We start from the raw sequence: 17,730 nt of genomic DNA, 5'->3' as shown, positions 1-17,730 counted from the left end.
TGCCCCAAGCCCCCCCAGTGGGCGAAAATGGCCGCCTTTTTTGTGACACCACCTATTCAAGCCCCCTAGGAGATCAGCGATGCCCAGCCGTCGTGAACGTGCCAACGCCATTCGTGCCCTCAGCATGGATGCCGTGCAAAAGGCCAACAGCGGCCACCCAGGTGCCCCCATGGGCATGGCGGATATCGCCGAAGTGCTTTGGCGCGACTATCTGAAGCACAACCCGAGCAACCCGAGTTTCGCCGACCGTGACCGCTTCGTGCTGTCCAACGGCCACGGTTCGATGCTGATCTACTCGCTGCTGCACCTGACCGGCTACGACGTCACCATCGATGACATCAAAGGCTTCCGCCAGCTGCACAGCCGCACCCCGGGCCACCCGGAATACGGCTACACCCCAGGCGTCGAGACCACCACCGGCCCGCTCGGCCAGGGTATCGCCAACGCCGTGGGCTTCGCCCTGGCCGAAAAGGTGCTCGCCGCCCAGTTCAACCGTGATGGCCATAACATCGTCGACCACCACACCTACGTGTTCCTCGGCGACGGCTGCATGATGGAAGGCATTTCCCATGAAGTCGCCTCGCTGGCCGGCACCCTGGGCCTGAACAAGCTGATCGCCTTCTATGACGACAACGGCATTTCCATCGACGGCGAAGTGCACGGCTGGTTCACCGACAACACCCCGGCGCGCTTCGAAGCGTATAACTGGCAGGTGATCCGCAACGTCGACGGCCATGACGCCGACGAGATCAAGACCGCCATCGAGACCGCCCGCAAGAGCGATCGCCCGACCCTGATCTGCTGCAAGACCATCATTGGTTTCGGCTCGCCAAACAAGCAGGGCAAGGAAGACTGCCACGGCGCACCGCTGGGCAACGACGAAATTGCCCTGGCTCGCAAGGAACTGAACTGGAACCACGGCCCGTTCGAAATCCCGGCCGAGATCTACGCCGAGTGGGACGCCAAGGCTGCCGGTGCCAAGGCCGAAGCCGAATGGAACCAGCGCTTCGACGCCTACGCCAAGGCCTACCCGGAGCTGGCTGCCGAGTTCAAGCGCCGAGCCGCCGGTGACCTGCCTGCCGATTTCAGCGAGAAAGCCCAGGCCTACATCAACGAAGTGGCCGCCAAGGGCGAGACCATCGCCAGCCGCAAGGCCAGCCAGAACGCCCTGAATGCCTTCGGCCCGCTGCTGCCGGAGTTCCTCGGCGGTTCGGCAGACCTGGCCGGTTCCAACCTGACCCTGTGGAAGGGTTGCAAGGGTGTCGAAGCCAACGACGCCAGCGGCAACTACGTGTTCTACGGCGTTCGCGAGTTCGGCATGACCGCCATCATGAACGGTGTTGCCCTGCACGGTGGCCTGGTGCCTTACGGCGCGACCTTCCTGATGTTCATGGAATACGCCCGCAACGCCGTGCGCATGTCGGCACTGATGAAGCAGCGCGTGATCCACGTCTATACCCACGACTCCATCGGCCTGGGCGAAGACGGCCCGACTCACCAGCCGATCGAGCAGCTGACCAGCCTGCGCAGCACGCCGAACCTGGACACCTGGCGCCCAGCCGACGCGGTGGAATCCGCCGTGTCCTGGAAAAACGCCCTGGAGCGCAAGGACGGCCCTTCGGCGCTGATCTTCTCCCGCCAGAACCTGCAGCACCAGGACCGCGACGCCCAGCAGATCGCCGACATCAGCCGCGGCGGCTACGTGCTCAAGGACTGCGCCGGCGAGCCTGAGCTGATCCTGATCGCCACCGGTTCCGAAGTGGGCCTGGCTGTTCAGGCGCACGCCAAGCTGACCGAACAAGGCCGCAAGGTGCGCGTGGTTTCCATGCCGTGCACCAGCGTGTTCGATGCCCAGGACGCTGCCTACAAGCAGTCCGTGCTGCCGCTGGAAGTAGGTGCGCGTATCGCCATCGAAGCCGCTCACGCCGACTTCTGGTACAAGTACGTCGGCCTGGAAGGTCGTATTATCGGCATGACCACCTACGGTGAGTCGGCGCCGGCCTCGGCACTGTTCGAAGAGTTCGGTTTCACCCTGGAGAACATCCTCGGTACTGCCGAAGAGCTGCTGGAAGACTGATACAAGGAAGGCGAGGGCCTCTGGCCCTCGTTCGCGGCACAAGGCCGCTCCTACAGGGTATTGCGTACGCCGTCCCCTGTAGGAGCGGCCTTGTGCCGCGAATGGGCTGCGCAGCGGCCCCGTTCAACTGCCGGAGTTCAAGAGCTACCTATGCCCCACCTGCGTCCCTACAAAGTTGCACTCAACGGTTATGGCCGTATCGGCCGCTGTGTCCTGCGCGCGCTGTTCGAGCGGGGGGCAAAGGCCGGTTTCGAGATCGTCGCGCTGAACGACCTGGCCGACCAGGCCAGCCTGGAATACCTGACACGCTTCGACTCCACCCACGGGCGTTTCCCCGGTGAGGTGAAGGTCGATGGCGACTGTCTGCATATCAATGGCGACTGCGTGAAGGTGATGCGCAGTGCCACCCCCGAAGGCATCGACTGGGCCGCCCTGGATATCGACCTGGTGCTGGAGTGCTCCGGCGCCTACCACACCCGCGCCGATGGCCAGCGCTTCCTCGACGCCGGCGCGCCTCGGGTGCTGTTCTCGCAGCCGATGGCCAGCGAGGCCGATGTCGATGCCACGGTGGTCTACGGCGTCAACCAGGCCTGCCTGACCGGCAACGAGCGCCTGGTGTCCAACGCCTCTTGCACTACCAACTGCGGCGTGCCGCTGCTGCGTGTGCTGGACCAGGCATTCGGCATCGAGTATGTGCAGATCACCACCATCCACTCGGCGATGAACGACCAGCCGGTGATCGACGCCTACCACCACGAAGACCTGCGCCGCACGCGTTCGGCCTTCCAGTCGGTGATCCCGGTATCCACTGGTCTGGCGCGTGGCATCGAGCGCCTGCTTCCGGAACTTGCCGGGCGAATCCAGGCCAAAGCGGTACGCGTACCGACCGTCAACGTCTCGTGCCTGGATATCACCCTGCAGACCGCCCGCGATACCAGTGCGGCCGAAGTCAACCGGGTGCTGCGCGAGGCGGCGCTGGAAGGCCCGCTCAAAGGCTTGCTGGCCTACACCGAGTTGCCCCACGCCAGCTGTGATTTCAACCATGACCCGCATTCGGCGATCGTCGATGCCAGCCAGACCCGTGTTTCCGGCCCCCGCCTGGTGAACCTGCTGGCCTGGTTCGACAACGAATGGGGGTTCGCCAACCGTATGCTCGACGTTGCCGAACACTATCTGCACGTCGTCCACCCAACCCGCAACAAACAGCCCTGAAGGACTGCATTCATGACCGTGTTGAAGATGACCGACCTCGACCTGCAAGGTAAGCGCGTACTGATCCGCGAAGACCTCAACGTGCCTGTGAAGGACGGTGTGGTAGCCAGCGACGCGCGTATCCTGGCAGCGCTGCCGACCATCAAGCTGGCCCTGGAGAAGGGTGCAGCGGTAATGGTCTGCTCGCACCTGGGCCGCCCGACCGAGGGTGAGTTCTCTGCCGAGAACAGCCTCAAGCCGGTCGCCGACTACCTGAGCAAGGCCCTGGGCCGCGACGTGCCGCTGGTAGCCGACTACCTGGACGGTGTCGAGGTCAAGGCTGGTGACCTGGTGCTGTTCGAGAACGTGCGTTTCAACAAGGGCGAGAAGAAGAACGCCGACGAGCTGGCGCAGAAGTACGCCGCCCTGTGCGACGTGTTCGTCATGGACGCTTTCGGTACTGCCCACCGTGCCGAAGGTTCGACCCATGGTGTTGCCAAGTTCGCCAAAGTCGCTGCTGCCGGCCCGCTGCTGGCAGCCGAACTGGATGCCCTGGGCAAGGCCCTGAAGGCCCCGGCCAAGCCGATGGCAGCCATCGTTGCCGGTTCCAAGGTCTCCACCAAGCTGGACGTGCTGAACAGCCTGAGCTCGGTCTGCGACCAGCTGATCGTTGGTGGCGGCATCGCCAACACCTTCCTGGCCGCAGCCGGCCACCCGGTAGGCAAGTCGCTGTACGAGCCTGACCTGGTCGATACCGCCAAGGCCATCGCTGCCAAGGTCAGCGTACCTCTGCCGGTCGACGTGGTGGTTGCCAAGGAGTTCGCCGAGAGCGCCGAAGCCACCGTCAAGGCCATTGCCGACGTTGCCGCTGACGACATGATCCTGGACATCGGCCCGCAAACCGCAGCCCACTTCGCGGAGCTGCTGAAGTCGTCGAAGACCATCCTGTGGAATGGCCCGGTCGGCGTGTTCGAGTTTGACCAATTCGGTAACGGCACCAAGGTGCTGGCCAAGGCCATCGCCGACAGCGCCGCGTTCTCCATCGCAGGTGGCGGTGACACCCTGGCTGCCATCGACAAATATGGCGTTGGCGCCGATATCTCCTACATTTCTACCGGCGGTGGCGCCTTCCTCGAGTTCGTCGAGGGCAAGGTACTGCCGGCCGTGGCGATCCTGGAAGAGCGGGCCAAGGCCTGATGACGTCGGCGCTTGGCAAAGGGAGCGGCCTGATGGTCAAGCAATTGCCTGTGATGATGCTGGCTGGCCTGCTGAGCGCATGCGCCGGCAGCCCGGCCTCGGATACCGACCCGGCGCAGCCGCCAAAGGGCGGTTGCTACCAGTCCGAGTGGCAGGCCGAGACCGTGCCGGTCATCAGCAAGCGCGTGGGCCCGGAAGGCCTGGAAAAGTACGACGAAGACCACCAGCGCAAGGCGCCTGGTTGCCCTTGATCGGGTAACAGGCAACCCGAAGGCTGATTTGTGGTCTTGAGGTAGGGGCCGCTGTGCGGCCCTTCGCGGGCTTGCCCGCTCCCACAGGTACAGCGCTTGACCTGTGGGAGCGGGCAAGCCCGCGAAGGGCTGCACAGCAGCCCCAAATCGAGGAAACTGAATGAAAGCGCTTTTGGCCGTGACGGCCCTGGCGACACTGGCAGGATGCTCGCTGCTGAAGCCGGCGCAACCCGCTCCGGCAGACGACTGGACCCGCTGGGTCTGCGACACTCAGGCTGAAGTGCTGTGGCGCTTCGCCGATGCGCAGCGCGATCAGGTCGATGTGCGCCTTGGTGGCGGCGACCAGGTCTACCGGCTCAAGGCCGAGCCGGGTGCCTCGGGTGTGCTGTACAGCGATGGCATGCTGGCCTTCCATACCAAGGGCGAAGAAGGCCTGGTGTACTGGGTGGCAACCAACGATCTGATTGGGCGGGGCTGCAAGGCACCGTGACTGGCCGGGCCGCGAGGGTGGCCCACACTACTTGAACAGCAACCGCCCCTGCGGCAGGCTTGCACGAAACAAACGACGCTTGTCGGGAGAGAGATACACAATGGCACTCATTAGCATGCGCCAGATGCTGGACCACGCCGCCGAGTTCGGTTACGGCGTACCAGCTTTCAACGTCAACAACCTCGAGCAGATGCGCGCCATCATGGAAGCGGCCGACAAGACCGACTCCCCGGTGATCGTCCAGGCTTCGGCCGGTGCCCGCAAATACGCCGGTGCCCCGTTCCTGCGTCACCTGATCCTGGCGGCCATCGAAGAATTCCCGCATATCCCGGTGTGCATGCACCAGGACCACGGCACCAGCCCTGACGTCTGCCAGCGCTCGATCCAGCTGGGCTTCAGCTCGGTGATGATGGACGGCTCGCTGGGTGAAGATGGCAAGACCCCGACCGACTACGAATACAACGTTCGCGTTACCCAGCAGACCGTTGCCATGGCGCACGCCTGCGGTGTTTCGGTAGAAGGCGAGCTGGGCTGCCTGGGTTCGCTGGAAACCGGCATGGCCGGTGAAGAAGACGGCATCGGCGCCGAAGGCGTGCTGGACCACAGCCAGATGCTGACCGACCCGGAAGAGGCTGCCGACTTCGTCAAGAAGACCCAGGTCGACGCCCTGGCCATCGCCATCGGTACCAGCCACGGTGCCTACAAGTTCACCAAGCCACCAACCGGTGACGTGCTGGCCATCGACCGCATCAAGGAAATCCACAAGCGCATCCCCAACACCCACCTGGTGATGCACGGTTCGTCCTCGGTGCCGCAAGAGTGGCTGGCGATCATCAACCAGTACGGCGGCGACATCAAGGAAACCTACGGTGTACCGGTCGAGGAAATCGTCGAAGGTATCAAGTACGGCGTGCGCAAGGTCAACATCGACACCGACCTGCGTCTGGCTTCCACTGGTGCCATGCGCCGCCTGATGGCGCAGAACCCGAGCGAGTTCGACCCGCGCAAGTTCTTCGGTGAAACCATCAAGGCCATGCGTGACGTGTGTATCGCTCGTTACGAAGCCTTCGGCACCGCTGGCAATGCCTCGAAGATCAAGCCGATCTCCCTGGAAGGCATGTACCAGCGCTACCTGAAAGGTGAACTGGCCGCCAAGGTCAACTGATCTTCTGGTATTAATGAAAAAGCCCGCAGCGATGCGGGTTTTTTCATTTTTGGGTGTTAGAACTTTGCCTCGGTGTAGGCCTCTTTGTCGGCATGCTTGCGAAGAGGGCGGTACATATTCCCGGCAGAGCGACCGTTAGTCGGCTACCGTAGAATTGAGGCACTGATAGCGTTCTGATTGCATTGCGTGTTATCCGCTCAGGTCTAGAGTACTAGTGGATCCAACCGTATTTTGAAGTCGGTCACATAATAGAGAAGCAGCATGGATGGCGCTCAACCTCACCCTCAGCCACTGGATGGCAACTCGGTTCTTCTGGTGGTAGACGATTACCCCGAAAACCTCATCAGCATGCGGGCATTGCTGGCCCGTCAGGATTGGCAGGTGTTGACGGCAAACTCGGGGATGGAAGCCCTGGGTGCTTTGCTCGAGCACGATGTCGACCTGGTGCTGCTGGATGTACAGATGCCGGAGATGGACGGCTTCGAAGTCGCCCGACTGATGCGCGGCAGCCAGCGCACCCGGCTGACTCCGATCATTTTCCTCACTGCCAATGAACAGTCCGAAGCGGCCGTGCTCAAGGGCTACGCCAGTGGCGCCGTGGACTACATGTTCAAACCGTTCGACCCGCAAATTCTCAAACCCAAGGTCCAGGCCCTGCTCGACCAGCAGCGCAATCGGCGCATGCTGCAGCGCCTGACCCGTGAGCTGGAAACGGCCAGGGCGTTCAACGCGTCGATCCTGGAGAATGCTGCCGAAGGCATTCTGGTGGTGGATGCCCAAGGCATCATCAGCTTTGCCAACCCGGCCATTTCCCGTTTGTTGTCAGCGCCAGTCCAGCAGTTGCAGGGCGCCCATCTGCTCGATTTGGTGCAACTGGCCAGTGCCTGCTTGTGGAACGAGTCGGAGTTCTACCAGGCTTACCTGGGGGGGCGCATCTTCCGCGTTCACGATGCCCAACTGCGTACGCTTGGCGGGGAGCTGGTGCCGGTGGCGTTGTCCTGTGCTCCACTGCCGTCCGAGCAACAGGCCATGGTGGTCACCGTGCTGGACATGTCGGTGGTGCGCAACCTGCACCAGCAGCTGGAGTACCAGGCCGTCACCGACCCGCTTACCGGCCTGCTCAACCGCCGCGGGTTCTACCAGGCCGCCGAAGGTGCGCTGCTGCGCAACGAGCGCTCGGACAAGGCGCAGGCGCTGATGTACATGGATCTGGACGGCTTCAAACGTATCAACGACTCGCTCGGCCACGACGCGGGCGACCGGGTGCTGCACTGGGTGGCCGAACAGCTCAAGGATTGCCTGGGCAGTGAAGCGCTGCTGGCGCGCATGGGCGGGGACGAGTTCACTGCACTGTTCGACAGCCTGCCTTACCCGGAGCAGGCCGGGCGCTATGCCGAGCGGTTGCTGGAACGCATTTCCATCAGCCACCAGGTGGAAGGGCTGGATGTGAGCCTTGGGGTGAGCATTGGCATTGCCACTTATCCGGATTGCGGGGCCAATGTCGAAGGCCTGCTGCGCGCGGCCGATGCGGCGATGTACGCAGCGAAGCAGGCCGGGCGCCAGCAATATCGCTTCTACGATCAGGAACTCAATGGCAGGGCACGTTCGCGGCTGATGCTCGAGGACAGCGTACGCATGGCCGTTGAGCAGCAAGACTTCACTCTGGTTTATCAACCGCAGGTCGGCTTCATCGATGGCCGCCTGCGTGGCTTCGAGGCCTTGTTGCGCTGGCAGCATCCCAGTGTCGGCGACGTACCGCCGGGGCTGTTCATCCCGTTGCTGGAAGAGGCGCGCTTGATCAACCGCCTGGCCAGCTGGATCTACCGCCAGGGCGCGGCACAGCGCCAGGCCTGGTGCCAGCGTTTCTCGGCGGACCTGGTGCTGGGTATCAGCCTGAGCCGCGCGCAGTTCGCCATGCCCAGCCTGGTCGACGAACTGCACCGGGTCATCCAGCTTTACCAGTTGGACCCGGCGCAGCTGGAAGTGGAAGTGGCGGAAACCTCGCTGATGTACAACATCGATGCGGCAGTGAAACAGATACACCGCTTGCGCGAGCTGGGTGTGCGGGTGGCGCTGGATGACTTTGGTGCCGGCGACTGTTCGTTGCGCATGTTGCGCGACCTGCCGATCGATACCCTCAAGCTCGACCGCCACCTGGTGGCGCGCTTGCCCGACTCGGTGGTGGATGCCGCGCTGGTGCGCAGCGTCATCGGCCTGTGCCTCGACTACAGCATCACGGTGATCGCCGAGGGGGTGGAAACCCCGGCTCAGGCAGCCTGGCTCAAAGCCAATGGCTGTGAGTACGTGCAGGGGTTCCTGGTGGCTTACCCGATGACCGCCACGGATGCCAGCAGCTTCCCGGCGATTTTCTCCTGGCCGGGGCCATGATTGGCTAGAATCGGCATTCGTTACACCGAATGCAGCGCCATGACCGTATTACGATATTTGCAAGCCTATCCGCCGCACCTGCAGCAGCAAGTGCGGCAGATGATCGACAGCGACCGCCTGGGCGAGTACCTGCAGCGCCGCTACCCCGACCGCCATGACGTGCAGAACGACAAGGCGTTGTACGGCTATGCCCAGGATTTGCGCCAGCAATACCTGCGCAGCGCGCCCAACCTGGACAAGGTGCTGTTCGACAATCGTCTCGACCTGACCCATCGGGCCCTGGGCCTGAATACGGCGATATCAAGGGTGCAGGGCGGCAAGCTCAAGGCGAAGAAGGAAATCCGCATTGCCTCGCTGTTCAAGGAGGCCGCGCCGCAGTTCTTGCGCATGATCGTGGTGCACGAACTGGCACACCTGCGCGAGCGCGACCACAACAAGGCGTTCTACCAGCTCTGCCAGCACATGGAGCCGGACTACCACCAACTGGAATTCGACCTGCGCGTCTACCTGACCTATCGGGAGCTGCCGGGCAACTGTTAAGGACCACGCAGCATGGAAGTGAGCAAGACCAAGAGCAGCTTCTACCGCCGTCTGTACGTGGCCTGGCTGATCGACAGCCAGACCGCGACCAGCGTTCCGGCCCTGATGGAAGCCACCGGCATGCCCCGGCGCACCGCCCAGGACACCATTGCGGCACTAGCCGACCTGGATATCGTCTGCGAGTTCGAACAGCAGGAAGGCGCGCGCAACCACGCCGGGCATTACCGCATTCATGACTGGGGGGCGATTGACAAACAGTGGATCATCCAGCACCTGCGGCAGGTTCGCGAAGTGCTGGGGTATCCCTGATCCACTGCGGGCTGCTTTGCAGCCCGGCGATCTCATCCCTTGCGCATCCCGATATGCGGAATGTCGTCCTCAAGATATTCCTCGCCCACCACAGCGAACCCATGCCGGGCATAGAATGCCTGCAAATGCGCCTGCGCCGACAGATAAACCGGCACCCCCGGCCAGCAATGCTCCGCTGCCTCCAACCCCTTGAGCAGCAAGGTATGCCCAAGCTTCAGCTCGCGCGCCGCAGGTGCAGTCACTACCCGCCCGATCACCACATCCCCTCCTTGGGATTGCGGGTCGAGCAGGCGCAGGTAGGCCACCAGCTTGTCATCCCGCCAGCCCATCAGGTGCAGGGTATCGCCGGTCAGGTCTTGGCCATCGACTTCCTGGTAGGCGCAGCGTTGCTCGACCACGAACACTTCCGTGCGTAACTGCAGAATGGCGTAGAGCTGGTCCTTGCTGAGGTCGGTGTGGTGCTTGCAAAGCCAGTCGATGGACATTGGTGCGAACTCCTTGAGTGGACCGTCGATCATCGCATGATGCACGTGCCACGGCCAAAATAGAGGCTAAATGACACTATTGGCCGCTGCCCTCGAAGACGCCTTTGTGTAATCTCATCGGCAGTGTGTGCCCTCCATTGCGAAAGGACGTGAGCATGCGGCCACTGTTTTGTGTGTTGGGATTGCTGGCAATGATGCTTGCAACACCCGCCCTGGGGCGCGAAAAGCTGCGTCTGGTGGCCGACAATTGGCCGCCGTTCACCGATGCCAGCATGCCGGGCGGTGGCCTGGCGACCAGCATCGTCACCACGGCGCTGGCCCGGGCCGGCTACACCAGTGGGGTCGAAGAGGCACCTTGGGCGCGGGCTCTGCTGGGGGTGAGCGAGGGGCGTTACGACGTGCTGATCAACGCCTGGTACAACGACTCGCGCGCCAGCATCGGGCAGTTTTCCGAAGCCTACCTGGTCAACCGCATTCGCCTGTTGCAACGCAAGGGCGAGGCGTTTCGCTACAAGCGCCAGTCAGATTTGTATCCCTACAGCATCGCTGTGGTGCGTGATTATGCCTATTCCCCCGAGTTCGACCGCGACACCCGCCTGCACAAGGTGGCGGTGCGCAACTTTCCCTCTGCGGTACGCATGCTGGCGGCGGGGCGGGTGGACCTGGCGGTGGAAGACGAGTACGTGGCCCGTTACAACTTGCAGCGCGAGCTGCCAGAGGTACGCGATGGGGTGATGCTGGTGGAGCCGCCGTTGGGAGAGAACACCCTGCATATCCTGGTCAGCCTGAAGCACCCGGAGCATGCGCGGATCGTCGAGCGGTTCGAGCAGGCGATTGCGGCGATGAAGGCGGATGGCAGCTATGCACGGCTCATGCGCCAGCATGGCTTTTGATCTATATCGCCTGTGCCGGCCTCTTCGCGGGTAAACCCGCTCCCACAGGTATCTCACAGGACTCGATATTTGTGATGTTCCTGTGGGAGCGGGTTTACCCGCGAAGAGGCCCGCACAGGCGATATGAAACTCAGGCCGGTGCACCTTCCTTGATCAAATGCGCTGCCAAGGTCCGCAGCGGCCCCAACTGCCGGCAGATCAACGCCAACTGCGTCTGTACCAGCCGCTGGTGCTCGTCCAGCTCTTCCGGCATCTGCTCCAGGGCATTGGCCAGCGCTTCTTCGGCATCACTGTGAATCGCCACCGGCAGCCGCGCGGCCAGGCCGTTGGCAATCTCGTCCAGGCTGCTGGCCAGGCTTTGCCCGGCACCTTCGATCAACTGTTCCTGCACCTCCGCCGGCAAGGCGGTGTCGCGGTGCGCACCCAGCCCCGACAGGTAGCTAAGCAAGGTATGCGACAGCACCAGGAAGCGGAAGCCGACGTCGGCCTCCTTCCGGAAATGCCCCGGCTCCATCAGCATGTTGGCCAAGGTGGTGGACAGCGCCGCGTCGGCGTTGTGGGCGTTGCGCCGGGCCAGGCGGTAGGCCAGGTCATCGCGCTTGCCGTGGGCATACTGCTGCATGATCTGCCGCAGGTACACGCTGGCGCAGGCCAGGGTATTGGCCAGCGCCTTGTTCAGCCGCCGCCCCTGCCAGTCGGGGAGGAACAGGAACACCGCAAGGATGGCGATCAGGCTACCGACCAGGGTATCGAACAGGCGCGGCAGGAACAGGCCATAGCCATCGCCGATCTGGTTGAAGCAGAACAGCACCATCAGGGTGATCGCGGCCGTGGCCAAGGTGTAGCGGGTGGTGCGGTTGACGAAGAACACCACCCCGGCGACCACGGCGAACAATGACTGGATGACCGGGTTGGGGAACAGGTCGAACAATGCCCAGCCCACCGTCAGGCCGACGGCGGTGCCGGCTATCCGCTGCACCAGCTTGCGCCGGGTCGCACCGTAGTTGGGCTGGCACACGAACAGCGTGGTGAGGATGATCCAGTAGCCCTGGGTGGGGTGGATCAGGTGCACCATGCCATAGCCGATCGACAACGCCAGGGGTAGGCGCAGGGCATGGCGGAACAGCAGCGAGGTCGGCGTCAATTGGGTGCGCAGGCGGGTCCACACGTCCTTCAGCGAGCGTGGAGAGCGGTCGAGCAGGCTGCTATCGCTGGTGTCGGCCAGGCTGTCCGGGTTGCTGGCGGCGCTGAGCAGGCGGTCGAGCGTCGCCAGGTTGGCCGCCAGCGCCCGCAGCGAGCGAAGCAGGCTACGCCAGGCCGGGTTGTTCTGCATACGCAGGTGTTCCAGCGAGGCGTTTAGGTCTTCGAGGGCCTCGGGATAACCGCTGGCCAGCACGAACGGCTGGCGCAGGCGGATCGAGCGGGCCAGTTCCTGGCAGGACGAGCCCTGCTTGCGCAGCAGGCGCTGGCAGCGGAACATCACGTCGCTGTGGAAAAAAGCCTCGGTCAGGGCGTTGTAGGGATAGTGCGAAGCACTGACCCGTTCATGGATGTCCTGGGCCAGGAAGTACAGCTTGAGGTAGCGGCTGACCTTGGAATTCGGCTGGCTGTTGCCCACCCGGTGTAGGATGATTTCCTTGGCCGCGTTGAGCGCCGCCACCACCTTGCCGTTCTGCTGGGCCAGCTCCAGGCGCCGGGCTTCGACGTCAAGGGTGCGGACGGGTTCGAACAGGCTGGCCTTGAGCTTGAGGTAGCTGCCCAGCTCGAAGAACAGCTTGGCCAGGCTCTGCTGCACCGGCTGGTTGGAAAACAGCGCCTGCCACAGCACCGACAGCAGCCCGTACCAGGCTGCGCCCGCCACCAGCAGCAGCGGTTCGTGCCAGAAATCGGTGACTTGGCCGCCGCGCTGGTCCACGCCGATCATGGTGTACACCGCAGTGATCAGGGTCGCTGAAGCGATGGCGCCATAGCGTTCGCCCAAGGCACCGAGCATCGTCAGGCCAAAGGCCGCCAAGGCCAGGGCAATGACGAATACCCACGGGTAGGGGAACAGCAGTTCGACTGCCAGTGCGGCGATGGCAAAACACACAAGGGTGACGGCCAGGGCGCTGAGGCGGCCCTGCCAGCTGTCATCGGTTTCGGCCAGGGCGCTGGCGATGATGCCGAGGAACAGCGGAATCAGCAGGGCCATTTCGTTCTGGTACCAGCACAGGGCCAGGCTGCCGGTGAGGGCGATGGTGACCCGGATGCTGTAGCTGAACTTGTCTTGACCCCACAGGCGACGCAGTGACTGACGGAACGAGCTCGATGACATGATGGCCTGCTAGGCAGTGATCAGAGAAATACCTTTCAGAGACGGTTACCGGGGCGCGAAGCGGCCCGGATTCCGACACTGAGCACGGGCCAGCAAGAAGCATTCCGTGCTGCTGAATGGATTCTACTCTACACGAACTGCGCCGCGGCGTTGGCGGAGGCCCAGGCCCACTGGAAATTGAAACCGCCCAAATGGCCAGTCACATCCAGCACTTCACCAATGAAATACAACCCAGGGCTTTTCAGCGATTCCATGGTCTTGGACGACACCTCTCGGGTATCCACGCCGCCCAGGGTCACTTCGGCAGTGCGATAGCCCTCGGTGCCGGCCGGTACCACCTGCCAGTTCGCCAGCTTCTCGGCGATCTGTGCCAGTTCCGCCGGTGTGTACTGCTTCATGGGCCGGGACTCGAACCACTGCTCGGCCAGCAGGTTGGCCAGCTTGCGGGTAAATACCTCGCCCAGCACGGTTTTCAGCTCGGTGTTGGCGCGTTCGGCCTGCATCTGTTGCAGCCAGGTCAGTGCATCACGGTCGGGCAGCAGGTTGATCTCGACCGTGTCGCCTGCTTCCCAGAACGAGGAAATCTGCAAAATCGCCGGGCCGCTGAGGCCGCGGTGGGTAAACAGCAGGTTCTCGCGGAAGCTGGTGCCGTTGCAGCTGGCGGTGCAATCCAGCGATGTACCGGACAACTCGGTGCACAGTGCCTTCAGTTGGGGCTCGGTGATGGTTAACGGCACCAGCCCGGCGCGGGTTGGCAGCAGGGTATGGCCGAACTGGCGGGCCACCTGGTAGCCGAAGCCGGTGGCACCCAGGGTCGGGATCGACAGGCCGCCGGTGGCGATCACCAGCGACTGGCAGGCGAACTGGCCGCCGCTGGTCTGCAGCAGGTAGCCCCCTTCGGTCTTCTCGATCTGCTCGATGCTGGTGTGCATGCGGATCTCGGCGCCGGCCTCATCGCATTCGGCCAGCAGCATGTCGAGGATGTCACTGGCCTTGTTGTCGCAAAACAGCTGGCCGAGTTTCTTCTCGTGGTAGGCCACGCCGTGCTTGCACACCAGCTCGATGAAGTCCCACTGGGTGTAGCGAGCCAGGGCCGACTTGCAGAAATGCGCATTCTGCGAGAGGAAGTTGCCCGGCTCGGTATACATGTTGGTGAAGTTGCAGCGGCCGCCGCCGGACATGAGGATTTTCTTGCCCGGTTTGTTGGCGTGGTCGAGCACCAGTACCCGGCGGCCACGGCGGGCGCTGAGCTGTGCGCACATCAGGCCGGCGGCGCCGGCGCCGAGGATGATCACGTCGGTGGAGTGCACGGTGTTACCTCTTCAGGATTGCTGGGGGCTGCTTTGCAGCCCTCTCGCGACACAAGGCCGCTCCTACAGGAGTTTGCGATCCCCTGTAGGAGCGGCCTTGTGTCGCGAAAGGGCCGCAAAGCGGCCCCAAAATTAGGTCAGACGATGCGGACTTTCAGGGAACGCCCCTTGATCTTGCCGCTGTTCAAGCGCTGCATGGCCTGCTTGGCGAGCGGCCGCTCAACGGCCACGAACGCCTGGAAATCGAAGATCGCAATCTTGCCCACCTGTTTGCCGGGGATGCCGGCGTCACCGGTCAGCGCCCCGAGGATGTCACCCGGGCGCAGCTTGTCCTTGCGCCCGGCGGCGATGCACAGGGTGCTCATCAGCGGCAGCAGCGGTTCGCCACCCTTGTGCTTCAGGCTGTCCAGCTGGTCCCAGCGCAGCGGGCTCTTCTGCAGGTCTTCGATGGCCTGGGCGCGGTGGCCTTCGGCCGGTGCCACCAGGCTGACCGCAATGCCTTTCTCGCCAGCACGGCCGGTGCGGCCGACACGGTGCACATGGATTTCCGCATCACGTGCCAGCTCGACGTTGATGACCATATCCAGGCCATCGATGTCCAGGCCGCGGGCGGCCACATCGGTAGCCACCAGCACCGAGCTGCTGCGGTTGGCGAACATGGTCAGCACCTGGTCGCGGTCGCGCTGCTCCAGGTCGCCATGCAGGGCCTGGGCAACGATGCCCTTGGCGGTCAGGTGGGCGACCACATCCTCGCACTGCTGCTTGGTGAAGCAGAACGCCACGCAGGACTGCGGGCGGTAGTGGCCGAGCACGCGGGTGACCGCCTCGAGGCGCTGTTGCGGGTCGATCTCGATGAAGCGCTGCTCGATCTGATTGTCGGCATGCAGGCTCTCGACCTTGACCTGTTGCGGGTTGCGCATGAAGTCGGCGGCCAGTTGCTTGATGCCGGCCGGGTAGGTGGCCGAGAACAGCAGGGTCTGGCGGCGCGACGGGGTCTTGCCGATGATGCTGGCGATGGCATCGAAGAAGCCCATGTCGAGCATGCGGTCGGCCTCGTCCAGCACCAGGGTGTTCAGCCCGTCGAGCACCAGGGTGCCCTTGTCCAGGTGCTGCTGGATGCGCCCTGGGGTGCCGACGATGATGTGTGCGCCGTGCTCCAGCGAAGCGATCTGCGGGCCCAGCGAAACGCCGCCGCACAGGGTCAGGATCTTGATGTTGTCCTCGGCGCGGGCCAGGCGGCGCAGCTCCTTGGCCACTTGGTCGGCGAGCTCGCGGGTAGGGCACAGCACCAGCGCCTGGCAACCGAAGTAGCGCGGGTTGATCGGGTTGAGCAGGCCGATGCCGAAGGCGGCGGTCTTGCCGCTGCCGGTCTTGGCCTGGGCGATCAGGTCCTGCCCCTTGAGGATGACCGGCAGGCTCTGGGCCTGGATCGGTGTCATCGAGGCATAGCCGAGGGCGTCCAGGTTGGCCAGCATGGCAGTGGACAGCGGCAAGGTGGCAAAGGCGGTGGATTCGGTGGTCACGAGGCGGGCCTGCGGTGCGAAGCGAAAAATGCCGCATAGTCTACCAGCCTCATGGCCATTCGCCCTACGACTCCATGTGTTGTTCCGGACGACGGGCACGCCTTCCGTCCGTCGGCGACAGCTGCAGGAATATCGCCGCCGCCAGCATGGCCATCACGCCGATGGTGACGAAGGTCAGCTGGAATGCACCCAAGGTGGTTTCCACACCGTCGGCGTTTCCGGCTGCGGTAAAGCCGCCGAGCAATGCCCCCGCACATGCCACGCCCAGGCTCAGGGCCAGCTGCGCGACCACCGACAGCAGGCTGTTGCCGCTGCTGGCGCTGGCGTCGTCGAGGTCGATCAGGGTCACCGTGTTCATCGCGGTGAACTGCATCGAGTTGACTGCCCCGAGCAGGCCCAGCTGAATCAGCAGCACGGCATAGGGCGTCTGCTCGTCGACCAGCCCGAGGCTGGCCAGCAGCAGGCCCAGCAGCAGGGTGTTGCCGGTGAGGATGATGCGGTAGCCAAAGCGTTCGATCAGTGGTCGGGCAATGGACTTGGCCAGCATCGCCGCAGCCGCCAGCGGGATCATGCTCATGCCGGCCTGGGCCGGCGAGTAGCCCAGCGCCACTTGCAGCAGCAACGGCACAAGGAACGGCAGCGCGCCGCTGCCCAGGCGGGCGAACAGGTTACCGAGAATACCGATGGCAAAGGTGCGCACGCGGAACAGGCTGGGTGAGAACAACGGCTCCGGGTCGCGCCCGGCGCGCAGCCAGTAGGCCGCCAGGCAGGCCATGCCGGCGAACAGCAGCAACATCACCCGCAGGTGCGGCAGGTGCAGTTCGCCCAGGCCTTCCATGGCGATGGTGATCAATACCATCGCTGCGCCAAACAGCAGGAACCCGGGGCCGTCGAACGTGGTGCGCTCGGCGCCGCGCAGGTCGGGGATGAACATCCAAACGGCGTAGCAGCCGATCAGGCCGACCGGCAGGTTGAGCAGGAAGATCCAGTGCCAGCTCAGTATTTCCACCAACCAGCCGCCAACCGTAGGGCCCAGTAGCGGCCCGAGCAGGCCGGGGATGGTGATGAAGCTCATGATGCGCACCAGCTCGGTGCGCGGGTAGGCACGTAGGACTACCAAGCGCCCGACCGGCAGCATCAGCGCACCGCCCAGCCCTTGCACGACACGGGCAAAGATCAGGAAACCGAGGCTGTTGGCGGCGGCGCACAGCAGCGAGCCGAAGCTGAACAGCAGGATTGCGCTGAAGAAGATGCGCTTGGTGCCGAAGCGGTCGGCGATCCAGCCTGAGGCGGGGATCAGCAGGGCCACGGTGAGCATGTAGGCGATGATCACGCCCTGCATGCGCAGCGGGTCTTCTGCCAGCGACCGGGCCATGGCTGGCAGTGCGGTGTTGAGGATGGTGCCGTCCAGGGACTGCATGAAAAAGGCGATGGCCACCACCCAAGGGATCCAGCGGGCGGTGACGGGGTCCAGCGGGGTGCGTTCGGGCATGACTTCCTCGTTTGTCAGTGCCGGCCTCTTCGCGGGTGAACCCGCTCCCACAGGGATATCACCACATTAAGGGCCGTGGAGATCCTGTGGGGCCGGCTTTAGCCG

General features: G+C 63.7%; 15 protein-coding genes. 10 read left to right on the top strand and 5 right to left on the bottom strand.

Annotated features, from left to right (window positions below; genetic code table 11):
- Nucleotides 1-79: 79 nt before the first annotated feature.
- The 9 genes from tkt to KDB76_RS26220 all read left to right on the top strand — a co-directional run bounded on the left by tkt (nucleotide 80) and on the right by KDB76_RS26220 (nucleotide 9,608).
- Nucleotides 80-2,077 carry a transketolase gene (tkt, locus tag KDB76_RS26260; protein WP_013974503.1) on the top strand — a complete coding sequence of 666 codons (1,998 nt, stop codon included), beginning with the start codon at nucleotides 80-82 and terminating at the stop codon, nucleotides 2,075-2,077.
- Nucleotides 2,078-2,227: 150 nt separating this feature from the next.
- The gene (gene epd, locus KDB76_RS26255) at nucleotides 2,228-3,289 is read left to right on the top strand and encodes an erythrose-4-phosphate dehydrogenase (RefSeq protein ID WP_013974502.1); all 1,062 of its coding nucleotides are present in this window, start codon (nucleotides 2,228-2,230) and stop codon (nucleotides 3,287-3,289) included.
- A 12-nt stretch (nucleotides 3,290-3,301) separates the two neighbouring features.
- On the top strand, nucleotides 3,302-4,465 hold the full coding sequence (locus tag KDB76_RS26250) for a phosphoglycerate kinase (RefSeq protein WP_013974501.1): 1,164 nt from the start codon (nucleotides 3,302-3,304) through the stop codon (nucleotides 4,463-4,465).
- Nucleotides 4,465-4,716, top strand: coding sequence for a hypothetical protein (locus KDB76_RS26245; RefSeq protein WP_003257743.1), 252 nt, complete (start codon nucleotides 4,465-4,467; stop codon nucleotides 4,714-4,716). Before KDB76_RS26250 ends, KDB76_RS26245 begins: the two co-directional genes overlap by 1 nt.
- Before the next feature lie 160 nt (nucleotides 4,717-4,876).
- Nucleotides 4,877-5,206 carry an MliC family protein gene (locus tag KDB76_RS26240; protein ID WP_023661309.1) on the top strand — a complete coding sequence of 110 codons (330 nt, stop codon included), beginning with the start codon at nucleotides 4,877-4,879 and terminating at the stop codon, nucleotides 5,204-5,206.
- 100 nt (nucleotides 5,207-5,306) lie between these two features.
- On the top strand, nucleotides 5,307-6,371 hold the full coding sequence (gene fba, locus KDB76_RS26235; protein WP_015272054.1) for a class II fructose-bisphosphate aldolase: 1,065 nt from the start codon (nucleotides 5,307-5,309) through the stop codon (nucleotides 6,369-6,371).
- Nucleotides 6,372-6,632: 261 nt separating this feature from the next.
- Nucleotides 6,633-8,759, top strand: coding sequence for an EAL domain-containing protein (locus tag KDB76_RS26230; RefSeq protein WP_023661310.1), 2,127 nt, complete (start codon nucleotides 6,633-6,635; stop codon nucleotides 8,757-8,759).
- Between the two features lie 39 nt (nucleotides 8,760-8,798).
- Nucleotides 8,799-9,299: a M48 family metallopeptidase gene (locus KDB76_RS26225; protein ID WP_003259625.1), complete on the top strand. Its 501-nt coding sequence runs from the start codon at nucleotides 8,799-8,801 to the stop codon at nucleotides 9,297-9,299.
- Between the two features lie 12 nt (nucleotides 9,300-9,311).
- Nucleotides 9,312-9,608, top strand: a complete 297-nt coding sequence (locus KDB76_RS26220; RefSeq protein WP_013974495.1) for a winged helix-turn-helix domain-containing protein — start codon at nucleotides 9,312-9,314, stop codon at nucleotides 9,606-9,608.
- A gap of 32 nt (nucleotides 9,609-9,640) precedes the next feature.
- On the opposite strand, the gene KDB76_RS26215 is transcribed toward KDB76_RS26220, so the two are convergent.
- The gene (locus KDB76_RS26215) at nucleotides 9,641-10,093 is read right to left on the bottom strand and encodes a GNAT family N-acetyltransferase (RefSeq protein WP_024087828.1); all 453 of its coding nucleotides are present in this window, start codon (nucleotides 10,091-10,093) and stop codon (nucleotides 9,641-9,643) included.
- 155 nt (nucleotides 10,094-10,248) lie between these two features.
- Here KDB76_RS26215 and KDB76_RS26210 point away from each other — a divergent pair, with 155 nt between their 5' ends.
- Nucleotides 10,249-10,986, top strand: a complete 738-nt coding sequence (locus tag KDB76_RS26210; RefSeq protein WP_023661311.1) for a transporter substrate-binding domain-containing protein — start codon at nucleotides 10,249-10,251, stop codon at nucleotides 10,984-10,986.
- Between the two features lie 130 nt (nucleotides 10,987-11,116).
- Here the strand turns inward: KDB76_RS26210 and yccS are convergent, their stop codons facing one another.
- From yccS to mdtD, 4 genes are all read right to left on the bottom strand, one after another.
- Entirely contained in the window at nucleotides 11,117-13,300 is a 2,184-nt protein-coding gene (yccS, locus tag KDB76_RS26205; protein ID WP_013974492.1) for a YccS family putative transporter, read from the bottom strand.
- 128 nt (nucleotides 13,301-13,428) lie between these two features.
- Nucleotides 13,429-14,610, bottom strand: a complete 1,182-nt coding sequence (locus KDB76_RS26200; RefSeq protein WP_038410182.1) for an NAD(P)/FAD-dependent oxidoreductase — start codon at nucleotides 14,608-14,610, stop codon at nucleotides 13,429-13,431.
- A gap of 137 nt (nucleotides 14,611-14,747) precedes the next feature.
- Complete coding sequence (gene dbpA / locus KDB76_RS26195; RefSeq protein ID WP_230396947.1) at nucleotides 14,748-16,085, bottom strand: ATP-dependent RNA helicase DbpA; 1,338 nt, start codon at nucleotides 16,083-16,085, stop codon at nucleotides 14,748-14,750.
- Nucleotides 16,086-16,197: 112 nt separating this feature from the next.
- Nucleotides 16,198-17,625, bottom strand: coding sequence for a multidrug transporter subunit MdtD (gene mdtD / locus KDB76_RS26190; RefSeq protein WP_038410181.1), 1,428 nt, complete (start codon nucleotides 17,623-17,625; stop codon nucleotides 16,198-16,200).
- Nucleotides 17,626-17,730 lie beyond the last annotated feature (105 nt).

It is taken from the genome of Pseudomonas sp. JS425 (genome assembly GCF_018223845.1).
In the GTDB taxonomy this organism is placed as follows: domain Bacteria; phylum Pseudomonadota; class Gammaproteobacteria; order Pseudomonadales; family Pseudomonadaceae; genus Aquipseudomonas; species Aquipseudomonas asiatica.
Note: the sequence above shows the minus strand (reverse complement) of the source record. Positions and strands in the feature narration are given on the sequence as shown.

Coding starts and splice junctions, on each gene's coding strand:
- tkt (WP_013974503.1), top strand. CDS start 80: ATGCCCAGCCGTCGTGAACGTGCCAACGCCATTCGTGCCCTCAGCATG.
- epd (WP_013974502.1), top strand. CDS start 2,228: ATGCCCCACCTGCGTCCCTACAAAGTTGCACTCAACGGTTATGGCCGT.
- KDB76_RS26250 (WP_013974501.1), top strand. CDS start 3,302: ATGACCGTGTTGAAGATGACCGACCTCGACCTGCAAGGTAAGCGCGTA.
- KDB76_RS26245 (WP_003257743.1), top strand. CDS start 4,465: ATGACGTCGGCGCTTGGCAAAGGGAGCGGCCTGATGGTCAAGCAATTG.
- KDB76_RS26240 (WP_023661309.1), top strand. CDS start 4,877: ATGAAAGCGCTTTTGGCCGTGACGGCCCTGGCGACACTGGCAGGATGC.
- fba (WP_015272054.1), top strand. CDS start 5,307: ATGGCACTCATTAGCATGCGCCAGATGCTGGACCACGCCGCCGAGTTC.
- KDB76_RS26230 (WP_023661310.1), top strand. CDS start 6,633: ATGGATGGCGCTCAACCTCACCCTCAGCCACTGGATGGCAACTCGGTT.
- KDB76_RS26225 (WP_003259625.1), top strand. CDS start 8,799: ATGACCGTATTACGATATTTGCAAGCCTATCCGCCGCACCTGCAGCAG.
- KDB76_RS26220 (WP_013974495.1), top strand. CDS start 9,312: ATGGAAGTGAGCAAGACCAAGAGCAGCTTCTACCGCCGTCTGTACGTG.
- KDB76_RS26215 (WP_024087828.1), bottom strand. CDS start 10,093: ATGTCCATCGACTGGCTTTGCAAGCACCACACCGACCTCAGCAAGGAC.
- KDB76_RS26210 (WP_023661311.1), top strand. CDS start 10,249: ATGCGGCCACTGTTTTGTGTGTTGGGATTGCTGGCAATGATGCTTGCA.
- yccS (WP_013974492.1), bottom strand. CDS start 13,300: ATGTCATCGAGCTCGTTCCGTCAGTCACTGCGTCGCCTGTGGGGTCAA.
- dbpA (WP_230396947.1), bottom strand. CDS start 16,085: ATGCTGGCCAACCTGGACGCCCTCGGCTATGCCTCGATGACACCGATC.
- mdtD (WP_038410181.1), bottom strand. CDS start 17,625: ATGCCCGAACGCACCCCGCTGGACCCCGTCACCGCCCGCTGGATCCCT.